Genomic DNA, 18,037 nt, shown 5'->3' on the forward strand with positions numbered 1-18,037 from the left:
ATACTAATTCAAGTAAGTACCTATCACATATAACATACGAGGTGAGTGAATGAATAACAACATCAAAAAATTAGTGACCATCACAGCTGTTCTTTTCCTCAGTCTGTCTCCAGCACTTGCTCCTACTCGGAGCGTGTCAGCTGAGAATGTAACCTCCACTACACCTGATTCTAGGCCTTCGGAAAAAGGTCATAGACCCCCACCAGGGAAAGACGGGAAATTCAGAGCCGGCGGACATTTCATTATTTTCGAAACAGCCAAGCTGCTTGAGATGGATCGTACGGAGCTAATCAATAGCCTTAAAACAGGCAAAACCCTCCCCGAGCTTGCCCATGAGAAGAAAGGCTGGACAGAAGATCAATATATTCAAAAGCTCAGCGAATCCGCAAGTAAGCGGCTGGATCAAGCTATCAGCGAGGGACGTCTAACAAAAGACGAAGCTCAAAAGCTAAAGGCTGGACTTCCTTCTATGCTGAAGAAAAAAATAAGTAAAATGGGTCATTTCCAAGATCATAAATCTTCGGAACATCATGTGATGAACCCTTAAGCAAAAACGCCTTCGGTGTCCTATTTAGGACGGTAAGCATTTATGTAAGAAATATAAGGATAATGTATAGCGTGAAACATATATATTCTTATATTTTAAAATATCCCCACAAAAACGGGTATCTTCATTTCTTATGAGGATATCCGTTTTTTATAGGCTTCAAATAGACTGATGGATAACATCAGCCACGCGCCACTTGCAGCATAACCACCAATTACGTCGCTAGGATAATGAACTCCCAGGTAAATACGACTCCAGCCAATGCCCACAGTCATGAATACCGCAAACATTATCAACAGGATCCTTTCACTTCTTCGCGGCAAATGACGCCACAGTAAATAGGCAATTACCCCATAGAGGGAGAAGGCTGCCATGGAATGTCCACTTGGGAAACTGTAACCGAGCTCTTGGACAATACGATTGAAATTTGGACGTTCCCTTTGAAACCATAACTTCATAAGTGTATTCAATAGCTGTGAGCCTAGTCCAACACATAGGAACAGAATTAGCTCAAGCCGATGTTTCAGCAGAAAATACAGCAGTGCCATCGTAACGATAGATATGCCAATTGCTACCTTGGAGGAACCAATCAGAGATAGTCCTTTGGCGAATGTGGTCAGTCCAGGTGATTCAGCGGATTGAACAAAATGAATCATATAATTATCAAATGATGATACCTTATTCAAATGAACTAGAATCGCAATAACGACGAAACAAGCAGCAAACCCTATAAAATAACGAAAACCTCTAGACCAGTTCTGATAATAAAGCATAAATACCTCCGTGTCTAATTTTGTGCCTGTCGATCACATTTCCTGAGAAGCTATAACCCGTGCTATAATTATAGAGAAATAAATATACAAAAAGATGGAGTGCTGCCAAAGTGGAGAGTCTAAAATTGCAGGAACGTTTGTTGAATCAGTTTATTTCCACAAAGGTGCCCGTGACGATTTTTACAACAAATGGTGTAAAAATGCAAGGCGTCGTAACCTCGTATGATGCATTCACAATCACTTTACAGGGTCAAGGTGATGGCAGACAGAATGTGCTCTTCAAATCTGCAGTATCCACTATTGTACCTCTTAAGCCCGTCTCACTCAAATAGTTCACACATTCATTAAACTTCTTCATCCTATTTTCAATAATAAAGGGAACACCGGACTACATCTCCGGTGTTCCCTTTATTATTTTCTTAAATTGTCTTATTCACTCTTCAAAACTAGTTTCTTTTATACAGGGAAAATCACAGGCTTCACACACACCGGCTTAGATACCTCGGCAGTATTTCCTGTAAAGACGAGACGACCACTGGTCTCTTCAATAGAGAACACAACCAGGTTATTAGCGTCACGATTAGCAACAATAAGATAAGCCCCATCCGGAGTTAATGAGAAGTGTCGTGGATGCCCTCCACGAGTAGATACATATTCAATTAGTGTAAGCTTGGCAGTAGCGTTATCCACTGCAAACACTGCGATGTTATCAGCTCCACGGTTAGAAGCGTAAAGATATCTTCCATCTACTGAAGTAGCAATTTCAGCGCAAGTATTCTCTTCCTTAAAATCCTCAGGCAAAGTTGAAATTGTATCTACCGTGTGAAGAGTCCCTGTAGCACTGTCATATGTAAACGATGTTATCGTGGAATCCACCTCGTTTATAACATAAGCAGACTTTCCATCTGGATGAAAAGTAAAATGACGAGGGCCGGCCCCTGGATGAAGCGCTGTATCTCCGTGAACTTCTAGTTTGTTCAAGTCTCTATTGATTCTATAGGACCGAATAATATCAAGCCCAAGATCAGAAACAAACAGATACTGTCCGTCCGGACTAAAAATAGCCGAATGGGGATGCGGGCGATCCTGACGTTCAGGATGGTGACCATGACCGGAATGAATCGCGATATCCGCCAGTTGATTAGCAACTTTTTCTTCATCTAATGTGATCAAGCCTACACTGCCACCATGATAACTACATACAACAATGTATTCATCGCTTAGATCTCTAGAAATATGGCATGTGGTCGTTTGACCATTACCTGAAGCAGGCATTGAGGCTATTCGATTCAATTCGCTCAATTTCCCACGCTTAGCATCAATAGCAAAGGTAACGACTTCTCCCTCTTTTCCACCTTCACCATTTGGCTTTTCTCCTATGACATATAAACGTTGGGCTGAAGCATCTACATTAACAAAGGTGGGGTTAGTTAGACCCTGAACCGATTCGATTAATTTTAACGTACCTCCTGCTTCGCCATCGAATTCAAATACCTGCACACCGTTTTCCGTGGCACTTGCATAGGAACCCGTAAACAGCAATAACTTAGTCTGCTTTTCCATCTTTACATCCTCCTTCAAAGTATTGCTATTATATAATTTACAATTTTTAAACGTTAAAGACAAACTATAAAGTAAAAAGTGTGACAAATAGTTCAAAAATAAGGCTTTCCAATGATTAGGGATTGTGCTATAATGAAAGCGCTAACATTAGTCTTTTATTAAGTATAAAGGGGGAACATGAATGAGTAGCATCCTGCTGGAAGCCAGAAATGTATACGAGGACTTCGAGGTGGAAACAGACATTCTGTTCTTTAAGGTCGGGGACCATGATTTGGTCATTTTTCACGGCAGAAACTACAACATAAAAAAGAGAATGACTGCCGAGCAATTAAAACGATTGTTATCCAATTCTACTTACTATCATGTGTACGGTGGCTGTTATGTCAATCTAAACAAGATCAGTTCTATCGAAGACGACTGCATTTATTTCGGAGAAAAGGGCCTATTCGCTAAAAACGTACGGGTCCCAAGACGAAAACAAGAAGGTATTCGTCATCTATTGAAAGGACTGAAGTAAACATCTTATTCCCATAAGCCGGAAGGGCATGTTACCGATGCCATTTCCGGCTTTTTGCTTTTTATTAATAGAAACTTAAAAAGATCCTATCTTTTTTTATACTTTCTTAAGGTTTAGGATCTGGATTTCTGTTAAAGTTGTAAATAGACAAGCAACACCTATATTGAAGGGAGTCATTACTAATAATGGACAAAAAAGATCTGAATGGAAATGAGAACTTAGAAAACAACGGTACTCCGGAAGAAGAATTGAACACTACCGAGAGTACCAATGAAGTAAATGAAGTGGAGGTCGTAGCTGCTGAAGAACCTGTGAATACAACAAAAGAGGAAGGTATTCCAGTAATGAACAAAGTCGGCAGTAACAATAATACGACACCACCTGCTCCACCAGTTTCTCCTAAAGGGAATAAGGGCTGGATGATTGCCTCTGTGGTTCTGGCTGCGGCACTCATCATTGTACTGATAAAGCCTCCATTCCAAAGTGGCGGCGACAACACAGCTGTTGCAAGCGTTAACGGAACTAACATTACTAAAGAACAACTTTATGATAAATTGATCGAAGCAGGCGGAGAAAGCACCCTGCAAGCTATGATTACTACTGAACTCGTTGATCAAGAAGCTAAAAAAGCCAACGTAACCGTTACTGATGAAGACATCAATTCTGAATTAGAAGACCTTAAAGCACAATTCGGCGGAGAAGCTGCATTTAATGCTGCATTGCAACAAAGCTCAATGACTGTTGAGGACTTGAAGAAGCAAATGCCGTTGCAAGTAAAACTACGTAAGATTCTTGAGCCGCAAGTAACTGTAACCGATCAAGAAATCAAAGACTACTATGAAGCAAATAAAGCTACTTTCAATGTAGAAGAACAAGTTCGTGCTTCCCACATTCTCGTTGAGACTAAAGAAGAAGCAGATGCAATTCTGAAGCAATTGAAAGATGGAGCAGATTTCGCTGAACTAGCTAAAGAAAAGTCTTCGGATACTGGTTCCAAGGCTAATGGTGGAGATCTAGACTTCTTCAAACGTGGAGATATGGTAGCTGAATTCTCCGATGTAGCCTTTAAACTTAAAGTTGGGGAAACAAGTGGTGCTGTGAAATCCGATTACGGTTATCACATCATTAAAGTAACCGACCACAAAGACGCTAAAAACTACACTATGGAAGAAAAGAAAGATGAAATCAAAAAGACCCTTGTGTCTCAAAAGGTTTCCACTCTTTCCAACACTTGGTTGACAGATACAACTGCAAAAGCAAAAATCACAAATTCACTTACGGATGCCAAAAAAGATGCAACAGCTTCTCCTGAGCCATCTGCAAGCGCAGAAGCAGGAACTGAATCTGCTAAATAATATGACTGTAAAAAGCAGGACAAGCGTTAAGAGACGCTGTCCTGCTTTTTTTTGTACCTCTATTTTCGAACTTTTAATTAATGTCCTTTTTTACGGACCTGCTTATCACGATTCTCTCCCCACTCTTTCGCTTGTGCGGTAGCAATAGAGATGGCCCTTCCCTCTTCATATCCATCTTCCAGGAGTGCATTAGCAATATCAATCGCCTTATTACGAATAGGTGCAGTGAAGTTCTTGAGTGAATCTGGATAATCTTCTTTGTTCCACGGCATACAAAAAACCTCCTTAACCTGACTATATAATTAATTAGCCTGGTCTAGGAGGTTTTAAACACTCTCTTAAGCTTATTTAAAGACTTTAACGCGATCTTCAACCGGTTGGAATTGTTTCTCACCTGCTGGAGTTACTGTCTTACCAAATGGCAATTGAGCAATCAGTTTCCAGTCTTGCGGGATGCCCCAAGCTTCTTTCACTTCGTCATCAATTAGCGGGTTATAGTGCTGCAGGGATGCACCTAAACCTGCTTCAGAAAGTGCAGTCCATACTACGAATTGCAGAATGCCTGAAGATTGGTTAGACCAAACTGGGAAGTTCTCGGCATACAATGCGAAGTTTTCTTGAAGGTTCTTCACTACCGCTTGATCTTCAAAGAACAGTACGGAACCGTATCCTGCTTTGAAAGATGCTAATTTTTGCGCTGTTCCTTCAAATTGTTCAGCTGGAACGATTTTGCGCAAAGTTTCTGTCGTGATATCCCATAATTTATCATGCTGTTCACCTAAAAGAACAACCGCTCTAGAGCTTTGGGAGTTGAATGAGGTTGGGCTATGCAAAACCGCTTGCTCAACGATTTCAATAATTTGAGCATCTGCTACAGTGGATTCTTTACTGATGGCATAGATGGAACGTCTTCCTTTAACTGCTTCAAGAAAATTGTTAGACATAAAATAACTACCTCCATTTATTTAAGTAACTTACTTTTGTACATCTTATCACCTTTTTTCTGAAAACACAACATCTATTCACAACTTATTTTGTCGGATATACAATTAGCCTCGGTTAGTAACATCTCCCCTTCACTTTTCCGATATACATTTCGGCTAAAAATAAGCTACAATAGTGCAGCAAAAGTGCAGAAGGAAGGTTATATAAATGAATTTTTCAACAGATAAAGTTCTTATTCTACATAAAAAAACGGTCATATTCTCTTGTGTGGTGCTCTTTTTCCTTGGCTTGGCACTAACTGGCTGTAAAGACACAAAATCGTCTAATTTAAACGCTGTGGAACTTGATCAAGCTGAGCTAAAACCTGTCTCTTTCTGGGTCGCCACAGACACTCACTTTTTGGATAAGGATCTTCAGGATGGTGGGCAGGCTTTTCAAACTTATGTCACTGGAGGCGATGGAAAAATGCTGCCCTACAGTGATGAAATGGCTGAAGCTTTGGTCTATGACGCTGAACAGAAAAAACCTGCGTTTATCATCCTCAGTGGCGATTTAACTAATAATGGAGAACGCAGCAGCCATCAAAAGTTAACCGAAAATTTAAAACGAATCGAACAACAAGGAACCTCTGTTTATGTCATTCCAGGCAATCACGACTTATTTAATCCTTGGGCTAGATCCTTCAGTGGAGATAAACAGCTCCTTACCGATTCAATTACAGATAAGGATTTCGTCAAAATGTATGCGGATTTCGGCTACAAAGAAGCTGCATCACGTGATAAGGAATCACTAAGCTATATCGTCAAGGCTGCCCCCAACTTATGGATTCTCATGATAGACAGTAGCCAATACCTTAATAATAAAAAATACGGTTTCCCTCAGACCGATGGGCGTATTGCTTCCTCTACGCTTTCATGGATCGATGAATCCGTTAAACTTGCAGCCAAAGAGCACGCTTCTGTGATCACGGTGATGCATCATAATTTATTAAGTCACACTTCTATGTCTGTTTCAGGCTTCAAGCTTAATAACAGCCAGGAAGCTATAAAATCCTTACGGAAGAATGGACTTAATCTAGTTCTCTCAGGACATATTCATATGCAGGACATTCAAGTAGATCCAGCAGACGCGAATCAAGATACAGCATCCTCTGAACCATTGCCAATCTATGATATCGCTACGAGTGCGATGGCCGTCAATCCGCATCAATATGGAGCCATGACCTTCGATCCCGTCTCGCGAACCGTAAATTATAAAGCAACGTCTTTGAACGTAGAAGGTTGGGCTGAAGCTAACCAGATTACAGATCACAATCTCTTAAATTTCAAGGCTTATGCCGAAGAAGCCTTTGCTACTAACTCCTATGACAAAGCTATGGATAGTCTTAAAGAAAGTCCTTTAACGGAGTCTGAAAAAGAATCCATGGCGAAGGTAATGTCCAAGCTGAATGTACGATACTTCGCAGGAACTGCGGGTACTTTTGCTAAGGATATTAAATCGTTGCCTGGCTACAAGCTTTGGGAGGAACAGCAGGACGGTTTCTTAGGAGGGTATGTCCAAAGTATGGCTGAAGAAAAAGCGTTAAGTAATGTCGACCTAGAAGTGGTTTTAACGAAGCAATAAAAAGATGCCATACTTCATATAAAAAACCCAGCTCCACCCGCAATACTGCGAAGTTAGAAGCTGGGTTTGTTTGTGTTATTTAGCCAATGATGATCGAACTAACTATTTACGTGTAATAGTAATCCAACCATCTTCATCTACATACACAGTAGCATGAAGTGCTTCAGCAAGCAGACGTAGCGATACATAGGCATCACCATATTCGTCAACAAATACAGGCTCTGCAAGCTTCACTTTTTCACCGTTAATCACGGCTTCGGAAGAACCGATTTTGAATACCAGTTTATCACCGTACACACCATCAGTTACGATAATAGCACGATTGACTGTATCCCATTCCACAATAGCATCTAAATCTTCTGCAAAATACCGAAGAGGAATGTACGTCGTATTATTGTCAACGATCGGATAATAATATTCGTCGTCTGGCTCGATGACAATCGTTCTCTTGGTGATACCAAGATCGTCTTTCAATATACGATAAACGTTAGAATTTGGGTCAAAATTGTTCAAAGTCTCTCCAGGAGTCAGGTCACCGGAAGAAACATCAAGTGCTCCTTCAGTGCTGATTGGATCTGCCGTTACAGCACCACCAATATTCCAAATCTGACTGGAAGCCTTAAGAGAGAAGCTCTTTAATGGCATATCTTCAGTACCTGGAAGCGCCACTTTCAGATCAACATTCTGTTTACGAACATGTAGTCCACTATCTACAAAAATATCGACAGCAAGCTTTGTATCCTTACTCAGAACTGTCTTAAGCTCAGGGGTAGATTTGTAAAGACTGTCTAGCTGATTGTCATAAACCAACAGCAGTGCATCAACAGCCAACTTAGCAGCATCATGCAGCACCGTTACGACAGCTTCTTTATCACCTAGAGGAATTTCACCAAAACCAAAATCTCGTAAATCGCCGGAGCCTTTTTCGTCCATAGCTTTGATCACAGGATACAGATAGTCATATAAACCACCAACCAATTCTGTAAAGCCTTCAGTATCTTTAGAGATCGATTTCAGGAATCCTTTTAACAATGCTGGAAGCTCATCACCCGTCACTTCGGTATGTAACTTCGTCATATTCACCTGCTGGCCATACACAGCCTCACTAACTGGTGTTACGCTAATTGTGCTTGGATTAGGAAGATTCTTCACCACAAACTTCGTTAGCAGCTTACTAAGATCCTCAGCTTTAGTCAGATCCAATCCAACTTCAGCAAAGACCTCATCATAGCCTTGAACCGGGAAGTAAAACGGTTTTTTTGCTCCTTCAACCGTAAAGACTAAAGTTTGTTTGTCCATAAACAATGCGAAAGGAATATTCAATTGTTTATAGCCGATCGTTCCATTGGCAGATACATTACCATTCTCTTGTAACTTTGCATTGCTAATACTCAGGGAAAAAGAATTTATGAGATCGACCATTTCCTTATCTTCTGCGCTAATGCCTTCTGAAGGTTCAGCGTTCATAGAAAAAGTCATGCTGGATTCTGATGATTTAACATCGACATCCCCAATCAATGCCTTATTAACATCGAAACCTCCAACCGATTGACAACCGGCCAGAACAAGCAGCAGTGCGACAAAAGGAAGAAACCATTTTGTTCTAGCTATTACTCTTCTCATAGCAAGTCTCCTTATTTAAGAATTTTTTTTGAAATCAATCCATTATCTCAGCTAAGGTAACATTTGTAAATCAAAGTATTACTTATTGTAAAAATACTATAGATTCAACAAAGTTCGCCATTCGATAGAAACCCATTCATTGTATATTACGCCTTTAAATAACGCTAAAATCAGTAAATGCGCAGGATAAAAAGACCACCACACCCAGCGTGGTACCCGGTGACGCTCTAAATATCCCCAAAGTGCAGGCGCCAAAGCAATCAACAGTGTCGGTAAAATACTAAGCATTTGGACAACCCAATAGTTATAGAACATGTAAAACAGGTTTAGTGCCAGATGTGCCACAACAAGCCAAAATGACTTCGTATAACGGAATATCAATACTAACAGCAGCCCATACGCATTATAGTCTATGGGGAAATAATCCATTAACGCGATAGCTGCAATGACGACTGGTATTCCAAGCCATGGAGTAGGCAGTTTATCTAAAATAACCAATACGGTTGCGGATAACAAAAGCGTAAACACCACGTTCCATCCACCAGGATTAATCGCTAAATTATATGGGATCTGAGCAAAAATAGCGATAATGAGCAGTCGGAACAAGTATTTCGGTCTGGATGATGTATGGATATGCCCCTGCACAAGCCCGTAACAGTAGATTGGAAAGGCTATTCTTCCTACATATCTCCAAGCAATATCCTCTGGAAAAAAGATATAGCCAATATGGTCGATTAGCATCGTCAGCATGGCGAGAATCTGCATATCAAACCTCCTTAAAATAAGTTGATATCATACATTCGCCAATGAGTACTTCATCTCCTTCGCCTGTACACAAATGATGACTGCCAATAAAAGAGAACTGAATTTCTGGTTTCTTGCCTCTTGACTTTATGGGGTGCAATTGAGTACTATGAACGAGCAACATCATATGGCAATGATCAAAGACATGATTTCCTATACGAACTGTCCAGAGAGAGAGGTCTAGGCTGAAAGCTTCTCCAGTACACGATTGTGAAGTTACCCCTTTGTAGCCGTGGCGCTGAATCCGCAGATCTAAATTTTGCGGTAGTATGTGGCACCGACTTATCCACGTTAAAGGATACCAATGAGGTCCTATCCTTGTGATAGGTCGAATTAGGGTGGAACCACGAGCTGAACGCACTCGTCCCTTTCTGGGAGAGATGCGTTTTTTTGCGTTCACCACTAACAATTTTTGAGAAATGGAGGCTAACAATTATGGAGATCAAGGTAACACTGCAAAACGGAACAATTAGAGAGGTACTGCAAGGAACGACGATTAAAGAAGCAGCAGGTGCCATAAGTACCAGTCTGAAAAAAAATGCTGTAGCTGGAATAATCGATGGAAGATCCGTTGATGTAAACCAAACGATCGAACATGATTGCCAGCTCGAAATTGTTACGTTGGATAGCAAAGAAGGCCTGGAAATTTATAGACACAGTACAGCACATATCATGGCGCAGGCCATAAAACGTATATATGGAGATAAGGGCGTCCAGCTCGGCATAGGTCCAGTAATCGAAGATGGCTTCTATTACGACATTGATATTGAGACACCTCTATCCACGGATGATCTTGTAGCAATCGAACAAGAGATGGCGAGAATTATTCAAGAGAATCACCCGATTGTCCGCCGTGTCGTTCCCCGCGCTGAAGCAATCAAGCTTTTTGAAGCGATGAATGAGCCCTTAAAGCTGGAGCTTATCCGTGATCTACCGGAAGACACAGTATTGTCTATTTATGATCAAGGTGAATTCTCGGATCTCTGTCGAGGCCCGCATCTTCCCTCAACTGGCTTGGTCAAGGCTTTTAAGCTGTTGAATGTAGCAGGTGCCTACTGGCGTGGAGATTCCAATAATAAAATGCTGCAACGTATTTACGGAACCGCTTTTCCTAAGAAAGCTCAACTTGAAGAGCACTTACTCTTTCTTGAAGAAGCTAAAAAACGTGATCACCGTAAGCTCGGCAAGGAACTGGAATTGTTTATGTTCTCTGAAGAAGCTCCAGGTATGCCCTTCTATCTTCCCAAGGGGATGACTATCCGTACAGAGCTTGAGAATTTCGCACGTGAATTACAAAGACAGAGAGATTACGATGAAGTTCGTACACCACTGATGATGAACAATCGGCTTTGGGAGCAATCCGGACACTGGGATCACTACAAGGACAATATGTATTTCACCAATGTAGACGAAACAAAATTCGCACTCAAACCGATGAACTGCCCGGGTCATATGATGATCTACAAAAATAATCTACATTCTTACCGAGAGTTGCCTATCCGAATTGCCGAATTTGGTCAAGTACATCGCCATGAGTTCTCTGGGGCACTTAACGGAATGATGCGTGTTCGTACTTTCTGTCAGGATGATGCCCATCTCTTCGTATTACCAGAGCAGATTGAGGATGAAATAAGCCGGGTAATCTCACTGATTGACCATATTTATCAAGTGTTTGGCTTTGAGTACAAGATTGAATTATCTACTCGCCCGGCAGATTATATGGGATCAGAAGAACTATGGGATATAGCTGAACAATCTTTACAAAATGTATTAGACAATCTCGGGATCGAGTATCGTGTGAATGAAGGTGATGGCGCATTCTACGGACCAAAGATTGATTTCCATATCTTAGATGCGCTAAAACGAAGCTGGCAATGTGGAACCATCCAACTAGATTGGCAAATGCCAGAGAAATTCGATCTTACTTACATCGGGGAAGATAACCTTAAGCATCGCCCGGTCGTAATCCATCGCGCTGTTTATGGGTCGATTGATCGTTTTATGGGGATTATTACGGAGCATTATGCTGGAGCATTCCCGCTATGGCTAGCACCCGTTCAAGCGAAGCTATTGCCCGTCTCTGAGAACTACGTTGCTTATGCATTTCAGGTGAAACAATCCTTAGAACAAGCTGGCATTCGTGTAGAGGTTGATATCCGAAATGAGAAGCTAGGTTACAAAATTCGTGAAGCCCAACTTGAAAAATCACCCTACATGCTCGTTCTCGGTGAGAATGAGAAAAACTCTGGCAGTGTTTCTGTAAGAAAACGTGGTGAGGGTGATCTTGGTTCAAAGAGTATCCAAGAGATTATTGAGCAGATTAGTGAAGAAATAGTTAGTAAAAAATAAAGTTCTGCTTCAAATTAAACGTTAAAGGGCTGTCTATCGTAGAAATCTACGAACAAGACAGCCCTTTCTTTGATCACATATTAATATTCACAGGAACACTATTTCACGTACAGACGACTGCTTTCATCCCAATACTCGCCTGGTTTGAGACTGAATAAGCCGATCTCATCCGCTGGCAGATCTACCATTGGCGCATTAACCAAGTTGATTTGCGGCTCTGGGCAGAAGAACTGCTCAGAAGCACCATTATTCCAGATCATCCACTGCTTGTATGAAGTCCCTACATCATATACTAAAGTGACTCCAGCTTTGCTGTCGGTAAGCTCCATCCGGTTACGTCCATTCTGAGCTACAGCTGTGTAATGGTTGTCCATCGAAGCGAAATAAGGATTCACTCCTTCATCACGAAGCTGAGCTTCACCTGGCTCCAGCTCTTGGAATTTACCAGTCGGCAGCATACGGTCATCCAATTCCCAGCGATTACCGATGGTCGCTTTTACAAGGTAGTCTTGTGGTGTGCTACCTGGTGCGAATGGTGCATTAATCGCGGTATGGAATGCCAGTAAGCAAGGCATCTCTTCATCACCATCGTTATGGACTTGTACCTGTTGAGATAAGCCACCTTCACCAAGGGTATAACGTAGTTTCATTGTGTATTTAAACGGCAAGTATTGATAAGAAGGATGGTTCTCATCCACTTTGATGAATACGGTTACGAAGCTTTCGGTCTTACCGCTACCGAACTCTTCCACTTCCCAAGCTGCCGTATGTAAAAATCCATGTAAATGGTTGCCTGTTGCGACTTCATTTACCGGGAGTTGATAAGTTTGACCATTCCAAGGAAATTTGCCATCTTCATAACGATTCGGAGGAAATAATACAGGAATACCATGGATGCCTGGACTTGCTTTGAAGGCTTCCATTTCCTCAGCTCCCGGTTCATGCAAGAAACGGTAACCGTTTTCGGTATCACGGAAACAGATCAAGTTGCCACCGATGCCTGGTAGGATAGCTGCCTCATAACGGCCAGCTTTCAACCAGATAGCTGCTTCTCCTTCATATTGTCCTTCATAGGCTGTGATAGACATAATAATGTGTTCTCCCTTCCAGTGTCTGATAATTGTCTCTACTTGATAGATTACCACATCTGGTCTTGACGTGACATGCCCTTTTTTTACAGCTGTTCCACTTCAACGCTCATGACATGATCAATTTTCTTCACATCATAATAGATCTCTGTTGCGTAATCTTTATCCGGCGCTGAGATCACCATATCGATCATTTGTCTTCCATCTTCCAAATCCTTAATTTTCATTCTGCGGATCGCCCGGGATGGACTTCTAGTACTTCGTTGGGTACTAACCTGGGGTCTCTCAATTTTTTGGATCACTTCAGTAAGGACAAAATTAGCTTCCATGATGATTCTCACCGAAACTTCATGCTTGTTAAGCACTTCAGGACCAATCGAACGAATTAAATGAGGAACCAAATTCACCGCAAACATTAGAAGAATAACCGCATATGCTGCTTCAATATAGAATCCTGCTCCCACAGCTATACCAATCCCCGAAGCTGTCCAGATGAGTGCTGCCGAGGTCAAGCCTGATATCGCATCACCGCCTCTTCGCAGGATAACACCAGCACCTAAGAACCCTATCCCACTGACAATTTGAGCAGCGAGGCGCATCGGATCCATATTTGGATGCTCTGGACCTGCAAACTTATCAAAGGCATGAATAGACACTACTGTTACCAGACAAGAGGCAATACTAATGACCATACTGGTCCGAATCCCCAGCGGTTTCTGCTTGATCTGTCGGTCAATCCCGATGAACAGCCCGAACAGCATGGCCACTAGCAGCTTAACTAATGATTCAATATGAAAATCCATAGTTCATTCTCCTTTCTCCACAGATACTCCATTATAACGGAAAACGGAGATTATGATTAGCTTTATTTTACAGCAAAAAAACGGCACTCCTATCCTCCATGTATATGCGCAGACAGCTTATAAAATCCGCATAACGAAGAGGATAGAATCCGTTTTGGTGAAAGATTATTTAACCATGAAGCAACGATTCTGCACCGTCACAATAAATCTCAGTTCCTGTAATATGATCGGAATCCTCGGAGGCCAGAAAAAGTGCCAGCTTTGCAACTTGATCAGGACGCCCAGGACCTTCCTCTAGCGGTTGATCCCCTTCCGGAAATTCAACAGGGATTTTTACCTCTTTGAGATCCTCGGATGGAAAAGTGTTGTCATCTATATTGGTCTTAATAGCCCCAGGACAGATCGCATTTACGCGAATTTGAAATTGCGCCAGTTCTAATGCTGCCATTTTCATAAAAGCAACCTGACCTGCCTTTGTCGTACTGTAAGCAGAAAAACCGATGTTAGAAAATACACGATTTCCGTTAATGGAGCTGTTAATCAGGATGCTGCCACCGCTTTCTTTTAGATGCGGTATCGCATATTTAACAGTCGCGAAGGTTCCACGAAGGTTGATGTGAATCGTCTGGTCCCAAGACTCAATATCCATCGTTTCAATGGGCGTCATGGCTCCATTAATCCCTGCGTTTGCAAAAACAACATCAAGACGACCCCATTTCGCGGCCGCCTTGTTTATGGCAGCTTCCACTTGCGGGGGTTCAGCAACATCGCATTCAATTACGAGGGCTTCTCCGCCTTCTTTCTCCACTTGTTTTCTAACCTTTTCTGCGTTCTCGACAGTTCTATCTAGCAACACAACTTTGGCCCCGTTACGAGCGAACTCAAGCACAGTTGCTCGTCCAATGCCGGAACCACCTCCTGTTACAATCGCTACCTTACCTTCCAGCTTCTTATCTGCCATGTTTAAATATCCTCCTTCTTGTCATGCAAGCCTTCCAGTTAAGTTCTTTCCTTAACCTTAACCTCGCATACAGAAGTTGAATCGAAGATCTTTAATACCCCAAAGGAATATTTTTAATCACCTTGCCGAAGATGGATAATGAGATCATTCAAACCGGCTTCACGGATGCCCTCTACAATAAGATCAGCAAGCAGACGTGCTCCTAAAATCTGAAAATGTGTATTGTCTTGTACGCCAACTGGATGCAAGATATATTCTCCCGGATAGGACCACATGAACAGATCCTTCGTTCCTTCCACACCATAGGCTTCAAAAAGCTTACGACTCTTCTCCGCCAAATCGATTAGGGGGATCTGTTTAGTCTCAGCCAACTCTTTCATTGCCGTTAAATACTCTCCATGACTGTCTACTATAGCTGCTGCAGGATCAAACCTCCGCCTATGTACAGCGGTCACCAGTACCGGGTAGGCTCCTGCTTTCCTAGCAACTGTAATCATCCGCAGCAAATATTCTTTATATGTAGTGAAAGGCTCGGTGTGTCTATGTTCATCCCCTTTCGAATCGTTATGACCAAACTGTATGAACATATAATCTCTGGGACGAAGCACAGTAGAAATATTGTCCAAATGCCCTTCCTCAATAAAGCTCTTGGAGCTACGTCCTGAAAATGCCCGATTATCTACTACAAGACCTGCTTTGAAGCAGCGTGGCAATAACTGGCCCCAGCCAGCATAAGGATAACCGGCTTCTCCTTGATCGGTCACCGTAGAATCACCAGCCAAATATAAGACGAGCGCTTCGTTGTCAGGCTCAATATCGAGAGCATTTATTCGAGGCGCAATACCTGAGAAGGAGAGCTTTAGCTGACCACCCATGATTCGCATCGCAAATGATTCTCGTATATACTGACCTGCCGGGACATTCAATGTATCTAATACGTACTTACCATCACCTGCTCGAATTACTGTACTCGTATCTGCTAAGGAGTCACCAAGTAACATAGAAATCCGGTAAATCCCATCAGGAATATCTAACAGGAAGACTGCCTTCTGCGGAATGCAGAAATCACTTCTTAATGGATCTGCTCCTCCCCTGGAACGCCCGAATACTGTCGAGTCTGAAGTAAAACCAAATCGCGCATCCGTAGAGTATCGTGAGTCCGGACTAATTTTGGTGTAGCCGGGCGCTGTATCTTTAATCCCAAAGTCAAAATGATAGCTATCCAAATTCAGCTGCACCTTTCTTCAATAGATATATTTCATCCTTTCAAACCACTGGTGCTGATTCCTTCCACAATCTGCTTTTGAAAGATAAAGAAAATAATCATGACGGGTGCCAAGCTAAGAACGGACATGGCGAACATGGGTCCCCAGTTGGACACGGACTCACTGTCGAGGAACATTTTCAGCCCCATAGAAACTGTATATTTAGATGGAGAGTTCAGGTACAACACTGGCCCAAGCAGGTCTTCCCAGCGCCAATAGAAGGAAAAGATCGCTGCAGTAGCCATAGATGGTCGGATGAGTGGAAGAATGATTCTGAAGTACAAACCAAATTTCCCGCATCCGTCAATCGTAGCCGCTTCGTCAAGTTCAACAGGTATTGTCCGAATAAACTGCAGCATTAGGAAAATAAAGAACGGAACACCGAAGAACTGTGGAACCACGATCGGCTTGATACTATCGAGCCATTCCAATTTCGCATAGATGATATATTGCGGGACGAGCACTACATCTGAAGGAAGCATAAGCGTCATCATCATGATACCGAACCATAAGCCATGCCCTACAAACTTATTACGTGCAAATCCGAAGGCTACCAGGGAAGAAGAAACCACCGCTCCTAGAGTGGCTACAACGACAATAATTAATGAATTCTTTATGAAGACACCAAAGGAATATCCGGCAATCCCTTCCCAGCCTTTAGCATAATTCCCCCATACCCATGGATCGGGAAGAAGCTGCTGAGCGGTAACAAATACAAGCCGGCTCTCTTTAAAAGAGCTCATGATCATCCACAAAATCGGATACAGCATAATGATAGCGAGGCCACCGATAAGAATGTGATACAGTGGCCATTTCAGTTTCATTTTCACCATGGATTATTTTCCTCCTTCCGATTCGTAGAAGACCCACGATTTGGATGTCTTGAACAAAATTCCGGTCATGATGCCGACTAGCAACAACATCACCCACGCCATAGCTGAAGCATAACCCATGTTATTAAACATAAAAGCCTGACGGAATAGATATAGAGAATACAACATGGTACCGTCCATGGGTCCGCCTTCACCTTTAGAGATAATATAAGCTGGAACAAAGGTCATAAATGCACTAATCGTCTGCATGACTAGATTGAACAGAATAACTGAGCTTAGGAGGGGCATTGTAATCTTAAAGAACTTTCTGAAAAAGCCTGCTCCATCTACACTAGCTGCCTCATACATTTCACCAGGAATATTCTTTAGACCCGCCAAAAAGATCAACATGGATGAACCAAACTGCCACACGGATAAGGTGATCAACATAATAAGGGCAGCGCTCGGATTACCAAACCAACTTACTGGACCAAGGCCGAAAAAACCGAGCATGCCATTAATAATTCCAGTATCACTAAAAATATTACGCCACATGATGGATACCGCCACACTGCCACCTATAATAGAAGGTAAATAATAAGTTGTACGATAGGCTCCGATCATGCGCGATTTTGTATTTAGAATCATAGCTACAAATAGTGCAAAGGTGAGGCGTAAAGGCACACCAATAAATACGTAAAGCAGCGTCACCTTTAATGAATGTAAATATTTCGGGTCATTCGAGAACATTTTGATGTAATTATCAAATCCGATCCATTTAGGTGGAGCGAACAAATTGTATTTGGTAAAAGAAAGATAAAGAGAAATGATCATCGGGATCAATGTGAAGCAAAGGAAGCCTATGACGAATGGACTGATAAAGGCATATCCTGTAAGGTTGCTTCGTAAACTCCGGCCTGTTAGCTTCTTTTTCTTAAAAGCCAGCGGATTCGAAGGAAGGGGATTCGTAGATGCCAAGGGTCTCCAACTCCTTTTTATGTGAATAATA

Annotated in this window: 17 protein-coding genes and 1 pseudogene; 6 read left to right on the forward strand and 12 right to left on the reverse strand. The window is 42.1% G+C overall.

The genetic code is table 11. The annotated features are described in order from the left end of the window. Positions 1 to 49: 49 nt before the first annotated feature. Positions 50 to 547 (forward strand): hypothetical protein, encoded by a 498-nt coding sequence (locus ACWNM1_RS09860; protein WP_449600835.1) that lies wholly within the window; start codon positions 50 to 52, stop codon positions 545 to 547. 131 nt (positions 548 to 678) lie between these two features. Here ACWNM1_RS09860 and ACWNM1_RS09865 read toward each other — a convergent pair whose 3' ends face one another. Further along, positions 679 to 1,320: a phosphatase PAP2 family protein gene (locus tag ACWNM1_RS09865; RefSeq protein WP_449600836.1), complete on the reverse strand. Its 642-nt coding sequence runs from the start codon at positions 1,318 to 1,320 to the stop codon at positions 679 to 681. 110 nt (positions 1,321 to 1,430) lie between these two features. Between ACWNM1_RS09865 and hfq the strand changes: the two genes are divergently transcribed. Then, complete coding sequence (hfq, locus tag ACWNM1_RS09870; protein WP_042126951.1) at positions 1,431 to 1,652, forward strand: RNA chaperone Hfq; 222 nt, start codon at positions 1,431 to 1,433, stop codon at positions 1,650 to 1,652. Between the two features lie 124 nt (positions 1,653 to 1,776). Here hfq and ACWNM1_RS09875 read toward each other — a convergent pair whose 3' ends face one another. Continuing rightward, on the reverse strand, positions 1,777 to 2,883 hold the full coding sequence (locus ACWNM1_RS09875) for a lactonase family protein (RefSeq protein ID WP_449600837.1): 1,107 nt from the start codon (positions 2,881 to 2,883) through the stop codon (positions 1,777 to 1,779). 181 nt (positions 2,884 to 3,064) lie between these two features. On the opposite strand from ACWNM1_RS09875, the gene ACWNM1_RS09880 reads away from it, so the two are divergent. Together ACWNM1_RS09880 and ACWNM1_RS09885 are read left to right on the forward strand one after the other, a co-directional pair. Further along, positions 3,065 to 3,400 (forward strand): hypothetical protein, encoded by a 336-nt coding sequence (locus tag ACWNM1_RS09880; RefSeq protein ID WP_449600838.1) that lies wholly within the window; start codon positions 3,065 to 3,067, stop codon positions 3,398 to 3,400. Positions 3,401 to 3,585: 185 nt separating this feature from the next. Beyond that, positions 3,586 to 4,755, forward strand: coding sequence for a foldase protein PrsA (locus tag ACWNM1_RS09885; protein WP_449600839.1), 1,170 nt, complete (start codon positions 3,586 to 3,588; stop codon positions 4,753 to 4,755). A 110-nt stretch (positions 4,756 to 4,865) separates the two neighbouring features. On the opposite strand, the pseudogene ACWNM1_RS09890 reads toward ACWNM1_RS09885, so the two are convergent. Beyond that, positions 4,866 to 5,027: pseudogene (locus tag ACWNM1_RS09890) on the reverse strand (DUF2188 domain-containing protein); the annotation flags it as partial. Positions 5,028 to 5,099: 72 nt separating this feature from the next. Beyond that, positions 5,100 to 5,699, reverse strand: coding sequence for a nitroreductase family protein (locus ACWNM1_RS09895; protein WP_042187439.1), 600 nt, complete (start codon positions 5,697 to 5,699; stop codon positions 5,100 to 5,102). Positions 5,700 to 5,907: 208 nt separating this feature from the next. Here ACWNM1_RS09895 and ACWNM1_RS09900 point away from each other — a divergent pair, with 208 nt between their 5' ends. After that, on the forward strand, positions 5,908 to 7,323 hold the full coding sequence (locus ACWNM1_RS09900; RefSeq protein WP_449600840.1) for a metallophosphoesterase: 1,416 nt from the start codon (positions 5,908 to 5,910) through the stop codon (positions 7,321 to 7,323). Positions 7,324 to 7,425: 102 nt separating this feature from the next. Here the strand turns inward: ACWNM1_RS09900 and ACWNM1_RS09905 are convergent, their stop codons facing one another. Both ACWNM1_RS09905 and ACWNM1_RS09910 read right to left on the reverse strand, forming a co-directional pair. Next, a complete protein-coding gene (locus ACWNM1_RS09905; protein ID WP_449600841.1) occupies positions 7,426 to 8,946 on the reverse strand; it encodes a copper amine oxidase N-terminal domain-containing protein in 1,521 nt (506 codons plus the stop codon). 96 nt (positions 8,947 to 9,042) lie between these two features. Beyond that, positions 9,043 to 9,711 carry a TraX family protein gene (locus ACWNM1_RS09910; RefSeq protein WP_449600842.1) on the reverse strand — a complete coding sequence of 223 codons (669 nt, stop codon included), beginning with the start codon at positions 9,709 to 9,711 and terminating at the stop codon, positions 9,043 to 9,045. A gap of 474 nt (positions 9,712 to 10,185) precedes the next feature. Between ACWNM1_RS09910 and thrS the strand changes: the two genes are divergently transcribed. Further along, positions 10,186 to 12,099, forward strand: coding sequence for a threonine--tRNA ligase (gene thrS, locus ACWNM1_RS09915; protein ID WP_449600843.1), 1,914 nt, complete (start codon positions 10,186 to 10,188; stop codon positions 12,097 to 12,099). Positions 12,100 to 12,197: 98 nt separating this feature from the next. Here thrS and ACWNM1_RS09920 read toward each other — a convergent pair whose 3' ends face one another. From ACWNM1_RS09920 to ACWNM1_RS09945, 6 genes are all read right to left on the reverse strand, one after another. After that, a complete protein-coding gene (locus ACWNM1_RS09920) occupies positions 12,198 to 13,187 on the reverse strand; it encodes an aldose epimerase family protein (protein WP_449600844.1) in 990 nt (329 codons plus the stop codon). Positions 13,188 to 13,273: 86 nt separating this feature from the next. Then, complete coding sequence (locus ACWNM1_RS09925) at positions 13,274 to 13,990, reverse strand: MgtC/SapB family protein (protein ID WP_449600845.1); 717 nt, start codon at positions 13,988 to 13,990, stop codon at positions 13,274 to 13,276. A 169-nt stretch (positions 13,991 to 14,159) separates the two neighbouring features. Next, a complete protein-coding gene (locus tag ACWNM1_RS09930) occupies positions 14,160 to 14,951 on the reverse strand; it encodes an SDR family oxidoreductase (RefSeq protein ID WP_042187431.1) in 792 nt (263 codons plus the stop codon). A 113-nt stretch (positions 14,952 to 15,064) separates the two neighbouring features. After that, positions 15,065 to 16,177, reverse strand: a complete 1,113-nt coding sequence (locus ACWNM1_RS09935) for a rhamnogalacturonan acetylesterase (RefSeq protein WP_449600846.1) — start codon at positions 16,175 to 16,177, stop codon at positions 15,065 to 15,067. Between the two features lie 32 nt (positions 16,178 to 16,209). Continuing rightward, positions 16,210 to 17,049 carry a carbohydrate ABC transporter permease gene (locus ACWNM1_RS09940; RefSeq protein ID WP_449600847.1) on the reverse strand — a complete coding sequence of 280 codons (840 nt, stop codon included), beginning with the start codon at positions 17,047 to 17,049 and terminating at the stop codon, positions 16,210 to 16,212. 3 nt (positions 17,050 to 17,052) lie between these two features. Then, positions 17,053 to 17,973: a carbohydrate ABC transporter permease gene (locus ACWNM1_RS09945; RefSeq protein ID WP_042132108.1), complete on the reverse strand. Its 921-nt coding sequence runs from the start codon at positions 17,971 to 17,973 to the stop codon at positions 17,053 to 17,055. Positions 17,974 to 18,037: the final 64 nt, after the last annotated feature.

It is taken from the genome of Paenibacillus sp. Marseille-Q9583 (assembly GCF_976954365.1).

Bases quoted from the DNA above. Each gene is read 5' to 3' on its own strand.
- ACWNM1_RS09930 (WP_042187431.1), bottom strand. From the start codon at position 14,951: ATGGCAGATAAGAAGCTGGAAGGTAAGGTAGCGATTGTAACAGGAGGT.
- ACWNM1_RS09910 (WP_449600842.1), bottom strand. From the start codon at position 9,711: ATGCAGATTCTCGCCATGCTGACGATGCTAATCGACCATATTGGCTAT.
- ACWNM1_RS09880 (WP_449600838.1), top strand. From the start codon at position 3,065: ATGAGTAGCATCCTGCTGGAAGCCAGAAATGTATACGAGGACTTCGAG.
- ACWNM1_RS09885 (WP_449600839.1), top strand. From the start codon at position 3,586: ATGGACAAAAAAGATCTGAATGGAAATGAGAACTTAGAAAACAACGGT.
- thrS (WP_449600843.1), top strand. From the start codon at position 10,186: ATGGAGATCAAGGTAACACTGCAAAACGGAACAATTAGAGAGGTACTG.
- ACWNM1_RS09900 (WP_449600840.1), top strand. From the start codon at position 5,908: ATGAATTTTTCAACAGATAAAGTTCTTATTCTACATAAAAAAACGGTC.
- ACWNM1_RS09905 (WP_449600841.1), bottom strand. From the start codon at position 8,946: ATGAGAAGAGTAATAGCTAGAACAAAATGGTTTCTTCCTTTTGTCGCA.
- ACWNM1_RS09895 (WP_042187439.1), bottom strand. From the start codon at position 5,699: ATGTCTAACAATTTTCTTGAAGCAGTTAAAGGAAGACGTTCCATCTAT.
- ACWNM1_RS09920 (WP_449600844.1), bottom strand. From the start codon at position 13,187: ATGTCTATCACAGCCTATGAAGGACAATATGAAGGAGAAGCAGCTATC.
- ACWNM1_RS09875 (WP_449600837.1), bottom strand. From the start codon at position 2,883: ATGGAAAAGCAGACTAAGTTATTGCTGTTTACGGGTTCCTATGCAAGT.
- ACWNM1_RS09865 (WP_449600836.1), bottom strand. From the start codon at position 1,320: ATGCTTTATTATCAGAACTGGTCTAGAGGTTTTCGTTATTTTATAGGG.
- ACWNM1_RS09860 (WP_449600835.1), top strand. From the start codon at position 50: ATGAATAACAACATCAAAAAATTAGTGACCATCACAGCTGTTCTTTTC.
- ACWNM1_RS09925 (WP_449600845.1), bottom strand. From the start codon at position 13,990: ATGGATTTTCATATTGAATCATTAGTTAAGCTGCTAGTGGCCATGCTG.
- ACWNM1_RS09940 (WP_449600847.1), bottom strand. From the start codon at position 17,049: ATGGTGAAAATGAAACTGAAATGGCCACTGTATCACATTCTTATCGGT.